Source organism: Cupriavidus sp. GW821-FHT02F09 (genome assembly GCF_059421605.1).
The window spans coordinates 1-22,504 of sequence record NZ_JBWKVH010000027.1; the positions used below are offsets into that span (position 1 = coordinate 1).

At 66.8% G+C, this 22,504-nt stretch carries 16 protein-coding genes; 9 read left to right on the top strand and 7 right to left on the bottom strand.

Annotated elements, in window-relative coordinates; all coding sequences use genetic code 11:
• Window positions 1-172: 172 nt before the first annotated feature.
• The 3 genes from AC07XB_RS25370 to AC07XB_RS25380 all read right to left on the bottom strand — a co-directional run bounded on the left by AC07XB_RS25370 (window position 173) and on the right by AC07XB_RS25380 (window position 4,072).
• Window positions 173-898, bottom strand: a complete 726-nt coding sequence (locus AC07XB_RS25370; protein WP_492373049.1) for an MgtC/SapB family protein — start codon at window positions 896-898, stop codon at window positions 173-175.
• Window positions 899-1,023: 125 nt separating this feature from the next.
• Window positions 1,024-3,780: a magnesium-translocating P-type ATPase gene (gene mgtA / locus AC07XB_RS25375; protein WP_492373048.1), complete on the bottom strand. Its 2,757-nt coding sequence runs from the start codon at window positions 3,778-3,780 to the stop codon at window positions 1,024-1,026.
• Between the two features lie 124 nt (window positions 3,781-3,904).
• Entirely contained in the window at window positions 3,905-4,072 is a 168-nt protein-coding gene (locus AC07XB_RS25380) for a hypothetical protein (RefSeq protein ID WP_492373047.1), read from the bottom strand.
• A gap of 653 nt (window positions 4,073-4,725) precedes the next feature.
• Between AC07XB_RS25380 and AC07XB_RS25385 the strand changes: the two genes are divergently transcribed.
• The 9 genes from AC07XB_RS25385 (at window position 4,726) to AC07XB_RS25425 (ending at window position 18,989) form a co-directional block, all read left to right on the top strand.
• Window positions 4,726-5,226: a DUF6630 family protein gene (locus AC07XB_RS25385; protein ID WP_492829692.1), complete on the top strand. Its 501-nt coding sequence runs from the start codon at window positions 4,726-4,728 to the stop codon at window positions 5,224-5,226.
• A 562-nt stretch (window positions 5,227-5,788) separates the two neighbouring features.
• The gene (locus tag AC07XB_RS25390; RefSeq protein ID WP_492814149.1) at window positions 5,789-6,691 is read left to right on the top strand and encodes a polysaccharide deacetylase family protein; all 903 of its coding nucleotides are present in this window, start codon (window positions 5,789-5,791) and stop codon (window positions 6,689-6,691) included.
• A 127-nt stretch (window positions 6,692-6,818) separates the two neighbouring features.
• Entirely contained in the window at window positions 6,819-7,505 is a 687-nt protein-coding gene (locus AC07XB_RS25395; RefSeq protein WP_492373044.1) for a MotA/TolQ/ExbB proton channel family protein, read from the top strand.
• Complete coding sequence (locus AC07XB_RS25400; RefSeq protein WP_492373043.1) at window positions 7,505-7,921, top strand: DUF2149 domain-containing protein; 417 nt, start codon at window positions 7,505-7,507, stop codon at window positions 7,919-7,921. Before AC07XB_RS25395 ends, AC07XB_RS25400 begins: the two co-directional genes overlap by 1 nt.
• A complete protein-coding gene (locus tag AC07XB_RS25405) occupies window positions 7,921-12,066 on the top strand; it encodes a cobaltochelatase subunit CobN (RefSeq protein ID WP_492829690.1) in 4,146 nt (1,381 codons plus the stop codon). Before AC07XB_RS25400 ends, AC07XB_RS25405 begins: the two co-directional genes overlap by 1 nt.
• 215 nt (window positions 12,067-12,281) lie before the next feature.
• Entirely contained in the window at window positions 12,282-13,364 is a 1,083-nt protein-coding gene (cobW, locus tag AC07XB_RS25410) for a cobalamin biosynthesis protein CobW (protein WP_492373041.1), read from the top strand.
• Between the two features lie 59 nt (window positions 13,365-13,423).
• Window positions 13,424-17,254, top strand: a complete 3,831-nt coding sequence (gene cobN / locus AC07XB_RS25415; protein WP_492829688.1) for a cobaltochelatase subunit CobN — start codon at window positions 13,424-13,426, stop codon at window positions 17,252-17,254.
• The gene (locus AC07XB_RS25420; protein ID WP_492373039.1) at window positions 17,251-18,315 is read left to right on the top strand and encodes a magnesium chelatase ATPase subunit I; all 1,065 of its coding nucleotides are present in this window, start codon (window positions 17,251-17,253) and stop codon (window positions 18,313-18,315) included. The genes cobN and AC07XB_RS25420 overlap by 4 nt, the downstream gene beginning before the upstream one ends.
• Before the next feature lie 197 nt (window positions 18,316-18,512).
• Window positions 18,513-18,989, top strand: coding sequence for a vWA domain-containing protein (locus AC07XB_RS25425; RefSeq protein ID WP_493688112.1), 477 nt, complete (start codon window positions 18,513-18,515; stop codon window positions 18,987-18,989).
• Window positions 18,990-19,613: 624 nt separating this feature from the next.
• Here AC07XB_RS25425 and AC07XB_RS25430 read toward each other — a convergent pair.
• The 4 genes from AC07XB_RS25430 to ada are packed head-to-tail and all read right to left on the bottom strand — an operon-like array spanning window position 19,614 to window position 22,495.
• The gene (locus AC07XB_RS25430) at window positions 19,614-20,387 is read right to left on the bottom strand and encodes a 2OG-Fe(II) oxygenase (RefSeq protein ID WP_492373037.1); all 774 of its coding nucleotides are present in this window, start codon (window positions 20,385-20,387) and stop codon (window positions 19,614-19,616) included.
• Window positions 20,384-20,689: a metal-binding protein gene (locus AC07XB_RS25435; RefSeq protein WP_492373036.1), complete on the bottom strand. Its 306-nt coding sequence runs from the start codon at window positions 20,687-20,689 to the stop codon at window positions 20,384-20,386. Before AC07XB_RS25435 ends, AC07XB_RS25430 begins: the two co-directional genes overlap by 4 nt.
• A 21-nt stretch (window positions 20,690-20,710) precedes the next feature.
• Window positions 20,711-21,418 (bottom strand): 2OG-Fe(II) oxygenase, encoded by a 708-nt coding sequence (locus AC07XB_RS25440; protein WP_492373035.1) that lies wholly within the window; start codon window positions 21,416-21,418, stop codon window positions 20,711-20,713.
• A gap of 12 nt (window positions 21,419-21,430) precedes the next feature.
• Window positions 21,431-22,495: a bifunctional DNA-binding transcriptional regulator/O6-methylguanine-DNA methyltransferase Ada gene (ada, locus tag AC07XB_RS25445; protein WP_492829684.1), complete on the bottom strand. Its 1,065-nt coding sequence runs from the start codon at window positions 22,493-22,495 to the stop codon at window positions 21,431-21,433.
• Between the last annotated feature and the right edge of the window lie 9 nt (window positions 22,496-22,504).

Consider the following 22,504-nt stretch of genomic DNA (forward strand, 5'->3'; position numbering starts at 1 on the left):
GCGTGCCATCATCACCTCTCTAGTCGACGGGAAGTCTACCTTTTGAGGTGTCCAAGTTCATTAGACCACTACAGACCAACCCCGCAGGCAGATGTCGTACGGCCCTTGGCTACAAAAACCAACGCCGCAAAAAAAACGGCCACAAACGTCAGCCAACCAACTCATCCCAAAATCAATCCGTCGTACTAGGACTCCAAAACGCCTGATGAATATGCTCCGACTCCGCCAACTCCGCCATCAACCGATCCAGCACATCCCCATCAACGGAGGTTGACGTAAGCACCGCTTCAATCTCGACATCGCTATCCCCGAACGCATGCACCTCCAGGTCCCGGGTCGGGTAGTTCCCCGCCTCCAGCGTATCCTCAAGCAAGCGCAACGCCAGCTTCTGCGCGGAGCGCGGCGCAATCACATAGACCGTGTTGGTCACCTCTACCGCGGTCGTATCCATTGGCTGCTGGTTGATGCGATTCACCACCGGCCGCAACAGGGTATTGGCCGCCAGCACAAACAGGCAGCCCAGCCCGGCCTCGAGAATCAGGTCCGCCCCCGCACTGGCGCCAATCGCCGCCGATCCCCATAGCGTGGCCGCGGTATTCAACCCCCGCACATTGCCTTCCTCCCGCATGATCACGCCGGCACCGAGAAAGCCGATGCCCGAGACCACATAGGCCACCACGCGTACCGCGCCGTCGTGCCCGGCCATGCGGTTGGCCATGTCGACGAAGATGGCGGCACCTACCGCCACCAGCACATTGGTGCGCAGGCCAGCCGTGCGCTGGCGGATCTGCCGCTCGTAGCCGATCACCGCGCCGAGGATGAAGGCGGTGGTCAGGCTGACGGTGGTGTCGAGCAGCGAGTCAAGGTTGATGTTTTGAAAGGCTTGGAGGGACGTCATGGTTTCCCCGGGCTTGAAAGTTATTGTTATGGAACCGCTTGCGTCTTTTTACGCCGGCCAGGTGTCACGCCGATGTCATCGGCGGCGCCTTTCGCGCAAGTATCGCGATAGGCGCCGCCCAAAGCTTATTGCCAGCCAAAGCGTCGGATATAGAACCGCTTGACCGCCGTCACCAGCAGGGCGTAGCCCAGCACGATGCCGATCATCCAGGGAAAATAGCCCGGCGGCAATGCCTCCAGCTTGAAGTACGCCGCCAGCGGGCCCATTGGCAGCCAGATGCCCACGGCCATGATGGCCACCGTGGCCAACGTCAGCGGCCACGCCGCGCGGCTCTGAATGAACGGCAGCTTGGGCGTGCGGATCATGTGCACGATCAGCGTTTGCGTGAGCAGCCCGACCACGAACCAGCCGGACTGGAACAGCGCCTGCGCCTCCACGTTGTTGGCGGCGAACACGTACCACATCACCACATAGGTCGTGATGTCGAAGATCGAGCTGATCGGGCCGAAGACCACCATGAAGCGGCCGATGTCGCCCGGGTTCCAGCGCAGCGGCCGCGCCACCAGTTCCTTGTCCACGCGATCGAACGGAATCGCGATCTGCGAGACGTCGTACAGCAGGTTCTGCACCAGCAGTTGCAGCGGCAGCATCGGCAGGAAGGGCAGGAAGGCGCTGGCCACCAGCACCGAGAACACGTTGCCGAAGTTGGAGCTGGCCGTCATGCGGATGTACTTCAGCATATTGCTGAAGGTGCGCCGCCCTTCGATCACGCCTTCTTCCAGCACCATCAGGCTCTTTTCCAGCAGGATGAGGTCGGCGGCTTCCTTGGCGATATCCACCGCGCTGTCCACCGAGATGCCGATATCGGCCGCGCGCAGCGCGGGCGCATCGTTGATGCCGTCACCCATGAAGCCAACCACGTGGTCGTTGGCGCGCAGCGCCAGCACCAGTTGCTCCTTGTGAAGCGGCGACAGGCGTGCGAATACGTTGTGATCTTCCACGGCACGGGCCAGCGTCGGGGCGTCCATCTTCTCGATGTCCGGCCCCAGCAGCACGCGCGTGACGGGCAGCCCCACTTCGCGGCAGATCTTGGCCGTGACCAGTTCGTTGTCGCCGGTCAGCACTTTCACCGTGACGCCGTGCTCGGCCAGCGCCTTGAGCGCGGGCAGCGTGGAATCCTTGGGCGGATCGAGAAAAGCGATGTACCCGACCAGCGTCAGCTCGCATTCGTCGGCCACGCCGTACTGCGTTTGCGTGGTGGGCGTTTCCTTCATGGCCACAGCCACCACGCGCAAGCCTTCCTCGTTGAGGTCGTGCGTCACCTGGCGCACGCGCGCCAGCATATCGGCGTCCAGCGCTTGCGCCGCGCCATCGATCTGCACGCGCGTGCAGATGCCCAGCATTTCCTCCACCGCGCCTTTGCAGATCAGCTCGTTGTGATCCTCGCGCTCGGCCACCACCACCGACATGCGGCGCCGCTCGAAATCGAACGGGATCTCATCGACCTTGCGGTAATGCTGCGTCAGCTTCAGCTCGCTTTGCAGCTCCACGTGATCGAGCACCGCGCGGTCGAGCAGGTTCTTCAGGCCGGTCTGGTAGTAGCTGTTCAGGTAAGCGTGCTTGAGCACGTCGGTGCTGATGCGGCCCAGCACATCGGTGTGGCGCTCCAACACGATCTTGTCCTGCGTCAGCGTGCCTGTCTTGTCGGTGCACAGCACGTCCATGGCGCCGAAATTCTGGATCGCGTCGAGCCGCTTCACGATGACCTTGCGGCGCGACAACATCACCGCGCCCTTGGCCAGCGTGGAGGTCACGATCATCGGCAGCATCTCGGGCGTGAGCCCTACCGCGACGGACAAGGCAAAGAGGAACGCTTGCGTCCAGTCGCCCTTGGTAAATCCGTTGACCAGCAGCACCAGCGGCGCCATCACCAGCGCGAAGCGGATCAGCAGCCAGCTCACCTGGTTGACGCCAGCCTGGAAGGCCGTGGCCGAGCGGTCGGTGCTGGTGACGCGCTCGGCCAGCGTGCCGAAGTAAGTGTGGTTGCCGGTGGCTAGCACCACGGCGGTGGCGGCGCCCGAGACCACATTGGTGCCCATGAAGGCGATGTTGGAGAGCTCCAGCGGGCTGTCGTGGCGATCGCGCAGCTCGGCGAATTTTTCCACGGGCAGCGATTCGCCCGTCATGGCCGCCTGGCTGATGAACAGGTCCTTGGCCGCGATGATGCGGCAGTCGGCGGGAATCATGTCGCCGGCGGAAAGCGCGACCAGGTCGCCAGGGACCAGCTTGCGGATAGGCACTTCGATCTTGTGCGGCGGGCGGGAATGCACGTGCACGTTGAAGTACTCCGCGCTGAAGGCGGCAACGCCGGCCGAAAGGTCCCGCCGGATCACCGTGGCGGTGGTGCTGACCATGGCCTTGAGGCTTTCCGCGGCCTGGTTGGAGCGCCGCTCCTGCACGAAGCGCAGCAGCGTGGACAACGTCACCATGGTGCCGATGACGATCGTTGCCTTCATGTCCTCGGTGAAGTAGGAAATCGCCGCCAGCAGTGTCAGCAGCAGATTGAACGGGTTGCTGTACGAATGCCACAGGTGCAGCCACGCCGGCAGCGGCTTCTCATGGTCGACTTCGTTCGGGCCGAACTGCTTGAGCTTTTCGTCCGTCTCGGCGCTGGTCAGCCCGTCCTCGTGGGAGTGCATGCGTACCAGTACGGCTGGCACGTCCTCTCGCGCGGCGCGCTTGAGCGATTGTGCCAACTGCTCTGGCACGGTGCGCGACGGCCCCGGCTTGCCCAGCGACTCGAACATCGCCAGCCGGCGGAAGTGGTGGGTCGCCCGGCGCGTGCGCAGGAAGGCGACGAAGAGCGTTTTCATCAGGTTCATCGGTGCGGTTTCCCAAAAGTCCCGGCGTGCCGGGCAGCGATGCTGGAGTGAGGCGAGGAGCGGCAAAGGCGGGCGCGGCGCGCCGCCTTCGCCGGATGCGGTGAGCGTGACAGCGTCGCGCGCGTCAGCCCGGCCGGGGCCGGTGCGCGGCGTCATGACGCGCTGCGGCACGGCGCGCGGGGGGCAGGGCCAGCGTGAGCAGGAGGACGGCGGCACTGCCTGGCCCGCCGGCGTGGCAGCGCAGGATCTGCAGCGCCAGCAAGGCATGTTGTGCGATGAAGAGGGACGGCATGGGGCCTCCTTGCGCTAACGCTCGACGGCGCGCGCAGGCAGCGGCGGATAACGCATCGCGAAACTGCGGACGAACGCATTCTCGCGGCGGGATAGCCGCAGGCATTTGCAACGAACTGGGAGGGGGTCGCACGGAGAACCCGTGCAACGGACCACTACCCGCCGGTATCGGCTAGGCAGTGGCGGTAAGACGCCTGGACTTGCCTAGCCGTTCAAGGTTTGGCCGTAAGGCCAACTAGAACAACTGTCCATGGAGATGACTCCGAAGCGATAACGGGGCGAAGGGTAACAAAGGCGGCGCGCGCTTGGCAATCTTTTTCTTCCGGCTTTTTCCGCCGAATAGGACACGTCCTAAACTTTGCGTTTTTCGTGCCGTAAGGCAATGCGTATGGGCTGGTCTTGCGAGACGATCAGCGCGCCTTCGATGCGTCTTCGATGCGTATGTGTAGTAGCGCCTCGCACCAACCTTTGTCAGAATAGGGGGCTGCCATTTTCCCGGCGTTGGGCAAAGCACCGCCAGACGTCCAGCCACTCGGATGCTCACACAAGGTTCCAGCATCCGAGTCAACCACCGCGTCGGCTCGCGGCATCACGCTGTGGCCTGCCAGCATCGAACCCCTTCCGTTCCCTGTGTTCCCAACCTGCCAGAAGCCTATGACCACTGTGCTCCCGAGTGAAACGCAGGACGCCGTGCGCGAGCTGATCCTGCTGATTTCTCTGCACGACCAGGATGCCGCGGACAAATACTGGACCGCGTTCCAGAATGCGCTCGCGCGCACCGAGACCGGCTGCGAGGGCCATATGCTGCTATGGCCGCTGACCGAAGCGATCGGCGCCGCAGGCTTCTACGTGGAATGGAAAGACACGGCCGCCCTGGTGCGCGGTGTGCAAGCCATGTGCGACCGGGTCGGCCTGCGCGTGGACTGGGGCGCGCCCGAGCCGCTCGCGGCGGCCTTCCTCGCGGGCAAGGATGTGCCCGGCTTGATGGCGATCGCGCAGGTCTCGTTGCAAGCGGCCGGCTTTACGCTGTGGTGCTGGGACACGCAGGCGGACGCCTACGCGGGATGGATGATCCGCAGTGCGGACGAGCCGGTGCTGGCAGAGCTTGCCGGGCATCTTCACCTGATGATCGATCCCGCGGATGAAACCTACTGAGCCGGCTCCGGCTCAGCGTTCACAATTGTTGACATTTGCACCGGGTGGCCGCGATAGCCTCGTGGCCGTCCGATGCTGGCTCGGCAGCATGCCTGTGCGCTTTGTGCATTGCCGCTGCCTTTCACGTCTTTCGACAAAGCCGGACCGTGCGCTCCACGCGCGCGCCAGGTGTATCGTCTGGCGGGATTGCCAAACGGGTGAGGCGCAGTGACACAGTTGTTTGCGTTTGCAAAATGGGGGAGCCGCTAACCTGTCGGCCGGGGTGTCCAAAACGGCATCCCTTACCCGCAGGCAGCAGTGCCCCCTGCTGCCGATTTGCCCGCCAGGCCATGTCTCATGGCCTGGTTTTTTTTCGCTGCGCGGGCTCGGCTGCACCAGCGCAAAAGCGCGCCAGCACGATATGGCACAATGCCATTTTGCTTTTTGCCGGGGCCACGGCGATCGCTGCGGCGATTCGCGCACATGGCTGCGGTTCGCCCCCATTTCTTTAGCTTGAGACTCATTCCGGATTGCCCGCGCAGCGCGCCAAAGAGCGCCCGAAGTGGCGAACCGGACGCCCCGCATGCGCTTTTCCCATTTTGTTCGTCTCGCCGCCGGGACCCTGGCGTGCAGCCTGAGTCTCGCCTGCTTGGCCGCGCAGGCAGCCCCTTCCGACATGCCGGCGAGCGCGCTGCCCGCGATCCAGCTGGCCGCCCTGCGCGCGCAGCGGCCGCTCCCGCCCATCCGCTTCCTGCTCACGTTCGACGACGGCCCCGATGCCGGCGAGGATGGCAGCACGCCGCTGATTCTGCGCCAGCTTGCCGATAACCCGGTGACGCCAGGCATCAAAGCGCTCTTCTTCGTGCAGACCGCCCACCCGAGGCGCGGTGGCGGCGAGGCCGGCAAAGCGCAGATGCACGCTACCTGCCTCGCCGGCCATCGGCTGGCGGTGCATAGCGGATTGCCGATCGGGCATCTCTCGCACACGCGCATGTCGCCCGAAGAACTGGAGGCGTCGCTGCTGTCGGGCGAGGCCGACATCATCGCGCAATGCCGCGGCGCGGCCCAACTGGTACGCCCGCCCAACTGGGCCTACAACGATGCGGTGCAGGCGGTCTACCGCAAGCTCGGCCTGGGCATGCTGATGTCGGACGTGAACGCGCGCGATGGCAAGATCTACGGCTGGCATATCAGCCTGCGTCGCCGCTCCCATATGAATAGCGAGCTCGCGCAGGTCAAGGTGGCCATCGCCGAGCAGCGGCTGCCATCCATGGGGGGCGTGGTGCCGATCGTGGTGAGCTTTCATGACACCAACGACTACACGGCCTCGCACATGACCGAGTACCTGCAAATCCTGGTGGAAGAAGCCCGGGAGAATGGCCTGGTGCTGGCGGACCCGCCGTTCTACACGGATGCCCGGGTGGCCGAACGCGCCGCGCGGCTGCGCGCGCAGTCGGGCGTGTATGCGCGCGAAAGCTGGCCCTGAGGCCTTGGCGGCAAGGCAATCGCAGGCGGGTCCTGGCTTGGGATAAGGGGGCACCTGCGACGTACAATACTGCGCCGGGGCCCGCCGTGGCCTGCCGATCCGCCTAACCCAACTGCCGCCAATCACAATGGAAAGCGTCGTCACCGAGATTTTCTTTCGCCTTTCCACGGCGTTCTTCTGGCCGGTCGCGCTGGCGTTGCTGGTGCTGTTCGTGCTCTCGCTGGCCGATCTCGGCAGCCTGATCGTGCAGTCCCGGCGCCGCGCCGTGGCGCCGCGCAGCGATCTCCCCGCGCTGGCCAACGCGCTGGCCTCCAGCCTGCAAAATGGCACGCAGGCGCATCTGGACGCGGCATTGCTGTCGCCTTCGCTAGCCCGCTTCTGGGGCATGCTGGAAGAACGGCTCGCCCGGCTCGATTCGCACGAACACCTTGACCTGTGGCTGGACGAAACGCTGCAGCGCGAGGAAATGCGTGTGGCCAACCGGCTCGACCTGACCCGCACGCTGGTGCGCATCGCGCCGATGCTGGGCCTTGCCGGCACCATCATCCCGCTCGGTCCGGCGCTGCAATCGCTGCTCGGTGGCGATATGGCCGGCATGGTCAACCACCTGGTGATCGGCTTTGGCGCGGTCGTCTGCGGGCTGGTGCTGGGCGGCATCGCCTACGTGCTGACGCTCACGCGCGAGCGCTGGGCGCGCAGCGATCTCAAGGAAATGGAAAACCTGTGCGAGCTGGTGCTGCGGGCCATGCCCGAACCAGTGGCGCCCGCTGCACACGCGCGCGCCGCCATCCATCTGGCCGGGACCCAGGCCTGATGGACGCGGGCCAGGGACACCAGTTCAGGCGGCGGCGCTTCGTGCGGCGGCGCCGCGCGCAGGGCGAGCTTGCCTCGGTGCATCGGGAAGACCCGCTAGCTGGCGTGGCCAACCTGTTCGATGCCTCCATCGTCTTTGCGGTGGGCCTGATGGTGGCGCTCACGCAGGCGTTCAGCCTGACCCAGCTGCTCAATCCCGACTCGCAGTTCACCATGGTCCAGCGCGATCCGCGCACCGGCGAGCTGCAATGGCTGGAGAAGAACCGCAAGGAGGTCAAGGTCAGCAAGATGTCCCCGCGGCAGAAAACGGGCGAGGGCACCCGGCTGGGCGTGGCTTACCAGTTGCCGGATGGCAGCGTGGTGTATGTGCCGGAGGGCGCGGCGGCCGGCGCGGCCTCGGCCACGGGCGCGCGTTGATGGCTTCGGCGCGGCGGGTTTCGCTGTGGCAGCGCTGGCAGCGCTGGCTGCTGCTGATGCTCGGGCTGCTGTGCGGGTGCCTTGCCGGCCCGGGCCACGCCCGCGCAGCCCAGCCCGGACAGCCAGCCCCGGTACGCGTGCTGCTGGTCACCACCAACACGCACCTGCTGCCCGCGGCCGAAGCGCGCCTGCGCGAGCTGGCCGGGCCGGGCAGGGTGGTGCTGGATGCCGTGACTGCAGCGCCCGATGCCGCGCAAGTCGCCGCCGCCGATGTCATCTACGCGTATTTCGTTCCCACGGCCGTGCTGCGCCAGATGGCGCCGGCCGTGCGCCAGGCGCGGCAGCGCGGCGCGCTGGTGCTGGCCGCGCCGGCAGCGTCCGCCGAGGCCGCCTGGGGCTTTGGCCTGGACGCCGCGCGCAACCAGGCCGCCGAGGCTTACTGGAGCGCCGGTGGCGCCGACAACCTCGCGGGCTGGATGGCCTGGCTGGTGGCCACCGTGCGCGGCGAGCAGGCCATGGCCGTGCCGCCGCCGCGCCCGCTGCCCGCGGCCGGCATCTATCACCCGCGCGCAGCGCAAGCATTTGCCACGCTCAAGGACTATCTCGCCTGGTACCGCGCCGGCGCAAGTGGCCTGCCGGCCGGCGCACCGCTGGCCGGCATTGCCTTCTATGCCAGCAACTATCGCCAGCAGGATCTCGCGCATATCGATGCGCTGATCGCGGCGCTGGAGCGCCAGGGCATTGGCGCGGTGCCGGTGTTCGGCTGGCCGCTGTCCGGGCTGGATCCGATGCTCACGGTCGACGGCCAAAGCCCGCTGCGCGCATTGCTGACGCTGAACCTCACCATCAGCCGCGCCGAGGACAAGGCCTGGCTGGAGCGCCACGGCCTGCATGCCATCAACCTGATCGCCACGCGCGACAGCCAGGCCGGCTGGCGGGCCGATGCGCGCGGCATTGGCGGCGAGCGCCTGCCGCTGCTGCTTAACACGCCCGAGCGGGCCGGCGTCTCGGAGCCGATCCTGTTCGCCACGCTGGAGGACGAACACGGCGCCAAGGCCAGCCGTGCCGTGCCGCAGCGGGCAGACGCTGCGGTGGCCCGCGTGCGGCGCTGGATCGCGCTGCAGGACAAGCCAGCGGCGGACAAGCGCATCGCCATCCTCTACTACAACAACCCGCCGGGCCGCGGCAATATCGGCGCCAGCTACCTGGCTACGCTGCCCTCGCTGGTGCAGGTCATGGCGCGGCTGCGCGAGGCGGGCTACCGCACGGGCGCCACGCTGCCGGACACGGCCGAGCTGACCGCGCTGCTGGAGCGCAATGGCCGCAATATGGAGGAATGGTCGCCCGGCGAACTGGCTGAGATGGTGTCGCGCGGCCGCGTTACGCTGCTGCCGATGGCGCAGTACAAGCGCTGGTTCGATGCCTTGCCGATGGCGTTTCGCCAGTCGGTGGTGGCCGCCTGGGGCCCGCCCGAGCGCAATCCGCTGATGCTGGTGGGTGACGGCCATGGCGGGCAGGATTTCGTGATTCCGGGCCTGCGCTTCGGCAATCTGTTCGTTGGCCCGCAGCCGCTGCGCTCCACCTTCGCGCGAGCGATGGACAGCTCGCACGATACGGTGACGCCGCCGCCACACTCCTATATCGCCGCCTACCTGTGGTATCGCCACGCCTTCGGCGCGGACGCAATGGTCCACGTGGGGCGCCACGGCACGCTCGAATGGCTGCCTGGCAAGCAGGTGGGGCAAAGCGGCGACGACAGCGCCGAGGTGTTGCTGGGCGACCTGCCCAACGCTTACTACTACATCCAGGACGGCGGCGGAGAAGCCATCCAGGCCAAGCGCCGCAGCGCTGCCGTGCTGGTCAGCCACCTGACCCCGCTGATCGCCCGCGCCGGCTGGCCGGACAAACTGGCCAAGCTCGACGCGGTGATCGAGCAGCAGGAGGCCGCCGCCGACAGCTCCCCGGCGCTGGCGGACCAATACCGCCTGCAGGCGCTGGCGCAGATCCGCGCCCTCGGGCTGGACCGCCAGCTCGGGCTGGATCCCGGCGCGCCATGGGAGCAGGTCGAACCCGTGATCCACCGCTTCTTGCATAAGGTGGAAGCCGAGCCGGTGCCGCTGGGCGTTCACACGCTGGGCGAGCTGCCGCCGTTGGATGCGCAGCGCCAGGCGCTGGCCACCGTGCTGGAAAGCGCATTCGACGCGAGCGAGATGCGGGTGATCGGCAAGGACGCGCTCTCGCGCTGGGCCGGCGCATTGGCAGAAGGCCGCGAGCCGGACGGCGCTGCCAACGCGCCATTGCCGCCGCCGCTGGCGCAGAAGGTAAGAGCCGCGCTGTCCAGTACGCGCGCCTGGCTGGCCAATCTGCGCGAATCGCCGCGCCGCGAGCTGGATGGCTTGGTGACCGTGCTGTCCGGCCGCTACCTGCCGACCGCGCCGCTGGGCGACCCCGTGCGCACCCCGCAGGGCCTGCCCACCGGGCGCAACCTGCACGCCTTCGACGGCGCGCTGATCCCCACGCCCGCGGCCTGGCAGCTCGGAAAGCAACTGGCCGCGCAGACGCTCGCGCGCTATCGCGAGGAAACCGGCAAGGCGCCCGAGCAGGTCTCGATGGTGCTGTGGTACGGCGAAACCGAGCGCCACCAAGGCGCGATGGAGAGCGAGGCGCTCTACCTGATGGGCGTGGAGCCGGTCTGGAACGCGCGCGGCGTGGTGGAGGATGTGCGCCTGATCCCCGATGCCGAACTCGGCCGCCCGCGCGTCAACGTGCTGTTCACCATCTCCGGCATCTACCGCGACGGCTTCGGCGACAAGGTGGCGCTGCTGGACAAGGCCGCGCGCCTGGCCGCCGCCGCCGGCGACAACGCCATCAGCCGCCACGACCGCGAAGCGCAGGCCACGCTGCTGGCGGCCGGCGTGGAGCCGCAACTGGCCGCGCGGCTGGCCCGCGCCCGCGTGTTCGCCGCCAAGCCCGGCAACTACAGCATCGGCGTGCAGCAGATGGTGGAGCAGAGCAAGGACGCGGCGCAGGCCGGCGAGCCGCCGGGCGCGCTGGCGCGGCAGTACTTGCGCTACATGAATTTTGCGTTCTCCAGCGAAGGCTGGGGCGAGACCGCGCCGCAGGCGCTGGCCAGCCACCTCAAATCCAACCAGGCCGTGTTGTTCTCGCGCGCCAGCACGCTTTACGGCGCGCTCGACAACGACGATACCTACCAGTACGCCGGCGGCCTCAACATGGCCACGCGCGCCGTCAGCGGGCAGGCGCCGCGCTTCTGGCTGCACAACCTGCGCCGCGCCGGCGAAGAGCAGACCGTGGATGCCCGCACCTGGCTGGCCACCGAGCTCAACGCGCGCAACTGGAACCCGCGCTGGATCGAAGGCATGCAGCGCTCGGGCTATGCCGGCGCGCGCGAAATGTTCAAGGAGATCGAGCATCTCTACGGCTTCCAGGCCACCAGCCCGGAGCAGATGAGCGGCAGCTTCTGGCAGAACACGTATGACGTCTATGTGGCCGACAAGAATGGCCTGGACATGGACGCTTTCTTTGCGCAAAACAACCCGCACGCGCGGCAGGGCATCCTGGCCCGGCTGCTGGAAGTGGACCGGCAGGGGAGCTACCGCTTCACGCCTGCCGAGCGCGCCGACATGGCACGGCGCTATGTGGCGTCGGTCAATCGCGATGGCTTGTCCTGCTCGGCCAATAGCTGCGGCAATCCCGTGCTGATGCAGTACATCGCCGGGCTGGGGCAGCAAGCCCGGCTGCCCACGGATGCGCTGCGCGAATTCTCCGCGCGGCTGGCGACAGCCATGCCGGGGCGCGAGCCAGCCGCGCCGGCGGCGGCGTCTGGCCGGGCTGCACCGCCCGACGCATCCCGTGCGAGCCCGCCGCCGGCCCGGCAGGCCAAGCCGCAGCCAGCACCGGCGCCGCGTCCCGCGACCGGCCAAGTGACGGGCCAAGTGACAGGCCAAGTGACAGGCCAGTTGCTCGAAAGCCGCGTGCTCAAGCTCGCCGCGCCCGCCCCGCTCAGTGGCCTGGCGCCGCGCGAGGCGCTGTGGAGCGCTGCGCTGATGCTGCTGCTGGTTGGCGCTGGCGCCTTTGCGGAGTGGTGGCGCGGCCGTGGCCGGCGGCAGCCCGCGCCACGCTGACGCGCCGCGGGTGGACAGCACCGTGCGATCTCTTTATGCTGATCCCCTCGCCGCGGCCAGGCCCGTCGCCGTTTGCCGACACTGCGTTTGTCGATACTGCGTTTGTCGATACTGATTACCGGCTGCGCAAAACATAACTTGCGAAGGGCCAGCCACGCCGCGCATCGCACGCCCCGATTCAACCCCAGCGCCAGCGCTGAATTCCCCTATCCACCATGCAGACCCGTAAAATCCCCGCCACCATCGTCACCGGCTTCCTTGGCAGCGGCAAGACCACCTTGCTGCGCCATATCCTCGAGAACGCCAACGGACGGCGCATTGCGGTGATCGTCAACGAGTTCGGCGAGTTGGGCATCGATGGCGAGATCCTGAAGGGTTGCGGCATCGGCTGCGACGAATCCGGCCAGAGCAATGGCCAGCTCTATGAGCTGGCCAACGGCTGCCTGTGCTGCACGGTGCAGGAGGAATTCTTCCCGGTGATGGAGCAATTGCTGGAGCGCCGCGGCGATATCGACCACGTGCTGATTGAGACCTCCGGCCTGGCGCTGCCCAAACCGCTGGTGCAGGCCTTCAACTGGCCCAGCATCAAGAACGCCTTCACCGTGGACGCGGTCGTCACCGTGGTGGACGGCGCGGCAGCCGCGGCCGGCCAGTTCGCCGCCGACCCGGACGCCGTGGACGCGCAGCGCAAGGCCGATCCCAACCTCGATCACGAGTCCCCGCTGCATGCGCTGTTCGAAGACCAGCTCGGCGCGGCCGACCTCGTCATCCTCAACAAGACTGATCTGATCGACGACGCGCAGCGCGCCGAAGTGCAAGCGCTGATCCGCCCGGAGATCCCCGCCGAAGTGAAGATCGTCGGCGCGCAGGGTGGCAAGCTGGATATCGCGCTGCTGCTGGGCCTGAACCGCGCCTCGGAAGACACCATTCACCTGCGTCCGGATCACCACGGCTCGGCGGACGATTCCGATCACGCAGATCACCATCACGACGAGTTCGACTCCGTCGTCGTAGAGCTGGGCGAGGTGGACCGCGACCCGTTGATCGATGGCCTGCGCCAGCTGGTGGAAAGCCACACCATCTACCGCATCAAGGGCTTTGCCAAGCTGCCAGCCAAGCCCATGAGGCTGGTGCTGCATGGCGTGGGACGGCGCTTTGACAGCTACTTCGACCGCCGCTGGCTGCCGGGCGAGGCGCAATCCACGCGTATCGTGCTGATCGGCCAGGCGCTTGACCAGCCTACGCTGCAGGCCGCCCTGGAGGCCGCGCTGAGTGCCGCCGCCGTGCGTACAGCGTAAGGCGCAAGGCATAAGGCCCACAACCAGCCCACACCAGCCCACACCAGCCCAGGCACCCGATGCACCTGCTTTCCACCCGTCCGGGCGGCTTCGTCGACGATAACGCCGGCGTGGTGCGCATTGCACAAAGCCCGGCGCAAATCGTGGTGCTCAGCGCGGCGGATACCACGCTGTCGCTGCTGGCCGGCGTCTTTCCGCGCCTGGGAGAGGGTTTTCCCACGGTGCGGCTGGCCAACCAGATGTACCTGCGCCAGCCGGCTTCGCTCGACATGTATGTGGACGACGTGCTGCAGCACGCACGCGTGGTGGTGGTCGACCATCTTGGCGGCGACAGCGACTGGCCCTATGGCCTGGAGCGGCTCACCGAACTGGCGCGCTCGCGCAAGCAGCTGCTGGTGATGTTCTCCGGCGACCTCGCCGAGGACGCCAACTTGCTCGGGCGCGGCAACGCGCCGCAAGCGCTGGCCAGCAACCTGTGGCGTTACCTGCGCGAGGGCGGCGCGGACAACGCCGAGCAATTCTTCCGCTGCCTGGCGCATCACGCTTTCGGCTGGGGCGAGCCCGCCCTGCAGCCGCGCGTGCTGCCGCAGGCGGCGATCTATCACCCGGCACACGGCGTGGCTACTGCGGCGGACTGGCAGCGGGAGTGGGCGCAGGATGGCCATGCCGATGCGCCGGTCGTGGCGCTGGTGTTCTACCGCGCCCACCTGCAGGCTGGCAACACCGCTGTGTTCGATGCCCTCATCGCCGCCTTGCGCGCACAGGGCATGAACCCGCTGCCGCTGGCGGTCAATTCACTCAAGGACACGCTGTGCCGCGAGGTGCTGCAGCATCTGTGCGCCGGGCACGGCGCGGCGCTGGTGCTGAACACCACGGCGTTTGCCGTCTCGTCGCTGGACGCGCCTGAAACCCTGGCGCTCGCCGGCGACGCGCCGGTGCTGCAGGTGATCCTGAGCGGCGGCAACCGCGAGGACTGGCTGCAGGACAGCCAGGGCCTGGGCCCGCGCGACGTGGCCATGCATATCGCCATGCCCGAGGTGGACGGGCGCATCATCACGCGCGCCGTCAGCTTCAAGGGGCTGGCCTATCGCTGCCCCCATACCGAGGTCGACGTGGTGCGCTACCAGCCCGACGCGCAGCGCATCGCCTTCGTGGCCGAGCTGAGCCGCCGCTGGTGCCGCCTGCGGCAGCTGGACAATGCCGACAAGCGCGTAGCGCTGGTGCTGGCCAACTATCCGGCCAACGAAGGGCGCATCGGCAACGGCGTGGGGCTGGATACGCCCGCCTCCGTAGTGGGCATTCTCGGCATGCTGCGCGAGCAGGGCTACCACTGCGAAGGCCTGCCTGCCGATGGCGACGACCTGATGCGCGGGCTCACGCAGGGCATCACCAACGACCTGACGCACCGCGACCTGCGGCCGGCGTTCCAGAGCCTGTCGATGGCCGACTACCTGGCGCACCTGAGCCGCCTGCCGGCGGACAACCAGCGCGCTCTTGCCGAGCGCTGGGGCAGCCCGGACCAGGACCCGATGGTGCGGCAAGGGCGCTTCATGATCGCCGGCGTGCGCAGCGGGCATCTGTTCGTCGGGCTGCAGCCGGCCCGGGCGTACGCGCTGCCGGGCGAGCAAGGCAGCCAGAGCTACGCCAGCTACCACGATGCCGATCTGGTGCCGCCGCATGGCTACCTGGCGTTCTACTTCTGGCTGCGCCACAGCTTTGGCGCCGACGCCATCGTCCACGTGGGCAAGCACGGCAACCTGGAATGGCTGCCCGGCAAGAGCGTGGCGCTGGCCGATACCTGCTGGCCCGATGCCATCCTCGGGCCGCTGCCGCATCTCTATCCCTTTATCGTCAATGACCCGGGCGAGGGCGCGCAGGCCAAGCGGCGCGCGCAGGCCGTCATCATCGACCACCTGATGCCGCCGCTCACGCGCGCCGAGAGTTATGGCCCGCTGCAGGACCTGGAGCGGCAGGTCGACGAATACTACGAGGCGCTGGCGGTGGACCCGCGCCGCGCGCGGATGCTGCGCAAGGAGATTCTGAAGCTGATCGTGGACCAGCAGCTGCATCGTGAACTGGGGCTGGATGCGCCGGCGGATAGCGATGGGGAAGATGCGCTGCTCAACCGCACCGACGCTTACCTGTGCGAGCTGAAGGAATCTCAGATCCGCGATGGCCTGCACGTTTTCGGCGTGTCGCCGCAGGGCCGCCAGCGGCGCGATACGCTGCTCGCGCTCGGGCGCTTTCCGGTGGGCGACGGCAAGGGCGCGCAAGCCAGCTTGCTGGCGGCGCTGGCCGCCGACCTGGCATTGGGCGATGGCTTCGACCCGCTCGATGCCGACTGGTCCGCGCCCTGGCAAGGGCCGCGTCCGGCGCAACTGGCCACGCTGGACGGCGGGCCGTGGCGCCATCATGGCGATACGCGCGAGCGCCTTGAGATGCTGGCCACGGCGTTGCTTGGCGATGTGGCTGGCGACGTTGCCTTGCCGCGGGCTTCGGCCGTGCTCGCGCGCCTGCGCCAGGACGTGATGCCGCGCCTGGATGCCTGCGGCCCGCAGGAAATGCGGCAACTGTCGCGTGGGCTGGCTGGGCAGTTCGTGCCGCCGGGCCCCAGCGGAGCGCCTTCGCGCGGCCGGCCGGATGTCCTTCCCACCGGGCGCAATTTCTACTCGGTCGACACGCGCGCGGTGCCAACTCGTACGGCATGGACGCTGGGCCTGAAGTCTGCCAACCAGCTGATCGAGCGCCACCTGCAGGAGCACGGCGAGTATCCGCAGTCCATTGGCCTGTCCGTCTGGGGCACCGCCACCATGCGCAGCGGCGGCGACGATATCGCGCAGGCCTTCGCGCTGCTGGGCGTGCGGCCCAAGTGGGCGGCCGGCAGCTACCGCGTGACCGACTTCGAGATCTTGCCGATGGCGATCTTCGACCGTCCGCGCGTCGACGTCACGCTGCGCGTGTCGGGGTTCTTCCGCGATGCCTTCGCCAACGTCATGCGCCTGTTCGATGCCGCCGTGCAGGCGGTGGCGGAGCTTGACGAACCCGCCGAAGTCAATCCCGTGCGCGCCCGCATCGAGAGCGAGCGCGCGCGGCTGGAAGCCGAGGGCGTGCCCGCTTCCGAGGCGCGCCGCCGCGCCGGCTGGCGCGTGTTCGGTGCCCGCCCGGGCGGCTACGGCACCGGCCTGCAGGACCTGATCGATAGCCGCAACTGGCAGGACGACAGCGATCTGGCGCAGGCCTACCTGCATGCCGGCGGCTACGCCTATGGGCAAGGCACGGATGGCGTCGAGGCGCGCGCCAGCTTTGCCCTGCGCCTGTCCAGCCTGGACGCGGTCGTGCAGAACCAGGACAACCGCGAGCACGACCTGCTCGACGCCAACGACTACTACCAGTTCCAGGGCGGCATGGTAGCGGCCGCGCGCGCGTTCGGCGGCGCCCAGCCGGCGATCTACCACGGCGACCACAGCAACCCGGCGGCGCCGCGCATCCGCACGCTGCAGGAGGAAATTAGCCGCGTGATCCGTGCGCGCGTGGTCAATCCCAAGTGGATCGACGGCGTCAAGCGGCACGGCTACAAAGGGGCGTTCGAGATGGCCGCCACGGTGGACTACCTGTTCGGCTTCGACGCCACCACCCGCGTGGTGGCCGATCACCAGTACGCGCTGGTGACCGATGCCTATGTGAGCGACGCCGGCACCCGCGCCTTCCTGCGCCAGCACAATCCGCGCGCGCTGCACGCCATCTGCGAGCGCCTGCTCGAAGCGGCGCAGCGCGGCCTGTGGCAGGAGCCGGGCGAGCGTCGCGCCCAACTGGAACAGCACCTGCTCGATAGCGAGCAGGCGCTTGAAGGAATCGAAGGAATCAAAGGAATCGAAGGAATCCCCTCATGAATGCAACCGCCCGGCTCGCCCGCATGCCATTTCCCTTCAGCGCCCTGGTCGGCCAGCAGCGCCTGCAGCAAGCGCTGCTGCTCGCCGCGGTGGATCCCGGCATCGGTGGCGTGCTGGTCAGCGGCCCGCGCGGCACGGCCAAGTCGACCGCGGCGCGAGCCCTTGCGGAATTGCTGCCCGAAGGCCAGTTTGTCACGCTGCCGCTGGGCGCCAGCGAGGAACAACTGATCGGCACGCTCGACCTCGGCCACGTACTGAAGCAGAGCGAGGTCCGCTTTGCCCCCGGCCTGCTGGCGCGCGCGCACCAGGGCGTGCTCTATGTGGACGAAGTCAACCTGCTGCCGGATCACCTCGTCGACCAGTTGCTGGACGTGGCCGCCAGCGGCGTCAACGTGGTGGAGCGCGACGGCGTGTCGCACCAGCACGAGGCGCGCTTCGTGCTGGTGGGCACCATGAACCCGGAAGAGGGCGAGTTGCGCCCGCAGCTGCTGGACCGTTTCGGTCTGTCGCTGGCGCTGGAGAACTGCACGGACGCCGCGCAGCGCCAGGCGATCGTCAAGGCCCGGCTCGCGTTCGACAACGATCCGGTGGCCCTGCGCACGCGCTTTGCCACCGAGCAGGAAACGCTCACGCGGCAGGTGCGGCTGGCGCGCGCCGCGCTGTCCGCGCTTTCGTTCAGCGATGCCGTGCACGAGCGTGTCAGCCACCTGTGCCTGGCCGCCGCCGTCGACGGTGTGCGGGCAGACCTGGTGATGCTGCGCGCGGCGCGCGCGCTGGCTGCCTTGCAGTGCGACGCGGCGGTGGTGCCCGCGCATGTGGACACCGTGGCGGAGCTGGTCCTGCACCACCGGCGCCAGGCGCCGCCCAACGCTGGCGGGCAGGCCGGTGGGCAGGCCGATAGCGCTGGCCATGCGAATGGCAGCGGCGATGGCGATGGCCGCAATGCGGGCGACGCAGCCGCCAACAACCCATGGGGCGCGCTCCCGCCCCCGCCGGCAAGTGCTGCGGCCGGTATCGCCCCGGTCAAGGGCGTGAGGCCGCTGCCCGCAAAAAAAGCCTGAGCCACCGGCAGGCCGCCGCCGAACCCGGGCAAGGCGGCAACCGGTGGCAAGCCTCTCGTTTCGCCCCACGTCTGCCCGCGCCGCACGGCCGCCCGGGCAGCTCGCGCATCCACTGGACACGGACGCTGGCTGCCAAGGGCAGCCAGCCGTTTGCGCCGAGCCACCTGCGCTGGCGCGCACAGCAGGCGCACGCCGGCGTGCTGCACTGCTTCGTGCTCGATTGCTCGGCCTCGATGCTGCATGGCCGCCAGCTCGCGCTGGCCAAGGGCGTGCTGCTGCGCCTGCTGCAACGCGCCTACCAGGCGCGCGCCGAGGTGGCGCTGGTGTGCTTCGCCGCCGGCAGCGCCGAAGTCCGCCTGCGGCCGGCACGCGCTCGCCCATGGAGCGAAGCCTGGATCCGCCCGATCGCCGGCGGCGGCGGCACGCCGCTCGCGCTCGGCATGGAGCGCGCCGCCCAGTTGCTGGCCCACGCCGCGCGCCGGCGCCCGGCGCAACAGCGCTGGCTGTGGCTGCTCAGCGATGGCCGCAGCACGGAGCAGCCGCCGCGTCCGCATTGGGCTGATGCGGTGATGGTGGTGGATTTCGAGCGCCAGGCGGTGGCGCTGGGGCGCTGCCGGCAGCTGGCGCAGGGGTGGGAGGGGGAGTATCTGGCGGCGGATGCGTTGATGGGGTGATGTTGCGCAGAGTCGCCATGACCTTGGCTACGGGCGATCAGCGCATCGTCCCCTCGAATCTGAATTATCTCAATGGAAGTCTCGACGACCGGAGCCATCCTTGGTGCACTAAATCGCCGACCAGACCTGCATGGCTTGCTGACAAACTTTGAGCCATCTGTCAACATAGAAACATGGAACCGATTAACTTCCTCGTCCACTTTCACCAGCGTCGCGGTCGCAGCCCCATGCACCGTGGTTCGTTACGCTTACAGTGTTGATTCGGCCCCCTCCAGTCCCGACTGATGCTGATAGTGACCAAGGCGCCAACGGCGCCTTTTTTGTTTTCTAACTCTCAAGGAACCCGATATGACTATGGATTTGAGCGCTGTGACGGTCCGTGCAACCGCAGAAGAAGACTGGGAAGTCCTTAAGACTATTCGTCTCGCCTCCTTGCAGGACAGTCCAACCGCGTTCGGCCTGAGTCTCGGTTGGTCAGCCCATGATTAATCAATGACTGATCCGCACCGATATGCGGACACCTGAGGTCGTGAATTCCGTGAAGCCGATTGCGCCGGCCAGACATGCACGACGGATGGGCAGGCACAGAACTCCTGCCCCGAATGGCGGACCGACGTACGCCAATTATCTAGCATCATGAAAGATGATGCCCAAGGTATGCCGCTGACCCCGATGCAGCCTGCTAACACCATGACGCAGACTCAGGCGATGGAATCCTCGCGCCGAGCGCACGGGCCTGTGATTCACGGCAAAGATTGCTGCATCACCTTGACGCAGGGGCACGACCTGAGCACGTCCCGGCTTTGTCGGGTGCGTTTCGGTTAGCAGCAACTCGCCACCGTCAAAGTCGCGCCCCGGCTCGTTGAGCAAGAAGACCGCCTGGAACGGAAATACGTGGTCGCCATACAGATCTTGGTGGAGGCAACAATAATCGTTGGCGCCATAGCGTAGCAGGAGCGGGGTTGGACGGGTCTGTCCTGCCCGGCGGCAGATTTCGCTGAATTCCGCATGTGTGGCCGGAAACCTCTCCGCAATGCGCATGACCGCATGCCAGCGATTCGCAATTGGCGAGAGACGTGGATAGAGGTCGCGCCGCAGTTCACTGATGAGATCAGGCAGTGGGTCTCGAAAGTATTTGTATTCGCCTCGCCCAAATGCGTATCGCTCCATCACGATCCGGCTTCGGAATCGCTGGTCCTCAGGAAAGTATCCAGTGACTGACTCGCACTGCTCGCATGTCAAGAGCGCCGGAATCACGGCGTATCCATCGCGCGTCAACGCTTCCTCGAATGCGAGCCAGTCAACCATCGCAAGCTTGTCGGCCAGGGACTGCGGTTTCAAGGGTTCTCTTCCCGAGGCCTTCTCCAAGACTGCGTTGAATAGCGTTTCAGCGGTCATGACTGCACTCGATTTCGTGATGTAGGGCGGCTTCCAGTGGCTTGCGTCCTCTTCCAGGCAGCGTATCGAACAGGCATGCAAACCGCACACGGCCGGAAGCAGGCGGCGATAGCGATCGACTCGTCGAGAAAGAAGACCCGCTGTTTGATATAGCCCCCGCGGGCGATGGACTGCAGGGCCGCCCGGCAATCAAATCTGCCGTAGATCCGCCCGCCTCGATGGCCACCAAGTGTGCCTGGCACCGAGCTTTCATAGGGCTTGCCGTCCCGTCCGATCAGCGTCCAGGTTCTCGATTCGGTCATAGTCCGATCCACCATTTAGGCTCACACAAAATGATGGAACGTGAGTTCCACGCCAATACGTTCACCCTGCCGGATGCGACTGATCGCGTGCTTGAGGTTGACCCGATAGTCGCCACGCGTGCCTTTGAACGGGCGCTGAGCTGTCGTGATAATGGCCACATCGCCAAGTTTGAGCGGAACGACCAGTGGCCGTGATTGCATGCGTGGGCGCTGCTCCGTCATGACAAACTCCCCTCCGAGGAAGTCGTCGCCCGGTGTCGTAAGCAAGGCAACGACTTGCATCGGGAATACGTGCTCTGCATCACTGCGTTGGTGCAACGCGACATAGTCTCCAGCACTCAACCGGCTCAAGTAAGACTGGCCGCGCTTCTGTCCCGCCGCGCTGCATTGCTGGAGGAAAGCCGACAATTCCTCTGGGTAGCGGTAACTTATGTCCAGTCGCTCGTTCCATGAGTTGGCAATTGCCGCGAGCTTGGGATAAAACGCTTCGTGCAGCGACTGCCACGGGTCTGGTAAATTCTGATCGAAGTAGAACAGATCACCTTGCCCGAGTTCGGTGGTCACCAATGGCATTCGGCGCGTCTTTCCGTCGAAATCGGTCCGCCGCGCCAGCTCGCGCGCCCGATCGGCTGCAAGCAGTCCCGGAATCACGGCGTAGCCGTCTGCATCCAGGTGGCCGTATATGGCAAACCAATCCAGTTGATTGAGCGCATCGGAGAATTGCGTCATGGCAGCATCCTTTCAGGTTTGAGCTTCGCGTTGGAGCAATTCGCGCTTGCGATCCACGCCCCAGCGGTAGCCGGCGATATCGCCATCGCGCCGCACCACGCGGTGGCATGGAATGGCCACGGCAATGTGGTTCGCTGCACAGGCCTGCGCTACGGCACGCACGGCCTTGGGAGCGCCGATGCGCTCGGCGATCTCCGCGTAGCTCACGGTCGTGCCCGGCGGAATCTCGCGCAGAACCCGCCAGACGCGCTCCTGGAAGGCCGTGCCCTGTACGTCCAACGGTAAGTGCAGCCCGATAGCCGGTGCCTCGATGAACCCCACTACCTGGGCGATCAATTGCTCGAACTCAGCATCGCCGCCGATAAGCCGAGCCTTGCGGAACTGGTCCTGCAGGTCACGCACCAGCGCATCCGGGTCATCGCCCAACAGAATGGCGCAAATGCCGCGCTGGCTCTGTGCGACCAGAATGGCACCTAGCGAGCACTGTCCCACCGCGAATCGAATGACCGCCCCGGTGCCGCCTGCCAGGTAGTCTCGCGCCCGCATGCCCAGCAGATGGTCGGAGGCTTCGTAGAACCGGCTATTGGAGTTGAAGCCGGCGCCATAAATCGCGTTGGTGACCGAAGCGTTGGGTGTGCTCAACTCCTCCCTCAACTTGCGGGCGCGATAGGCCGAGCTGTAGGCCTTGGGGGTGAGGCCCGTTTCGGCCCTGAACAGACGGTGGAAGTGGAACGGGCTCATGCCGATTTCGGTTGCCAGGTCGTCGAGCTGGGGCGGTGTCTCTGACGCCTCGATCAGGCGACAGGCACACTCCACCAGCGCGGCGCGCTCGGCTGCCGCGCTGGTCTGGTCGCCACGTGCGCGGCGGCTGCGGCGGTAGCCCGCCGCTTCGGCAGCTTTTGCCGAGTCGAAGAACTCCACATTTTCGCGCTTGGGTAACCGTGCCGTAGAGCTAGGCTGACAGTACACACCCGTGGTGCGCACGGCATAGACGAAGTGCCCATCGGCCGCGACATCCCGCGCCTGCACAGCCTCCCAACGGGTATCCTCGGTTTCGTAGACATGGGTCGTATTCATGGCGACAGT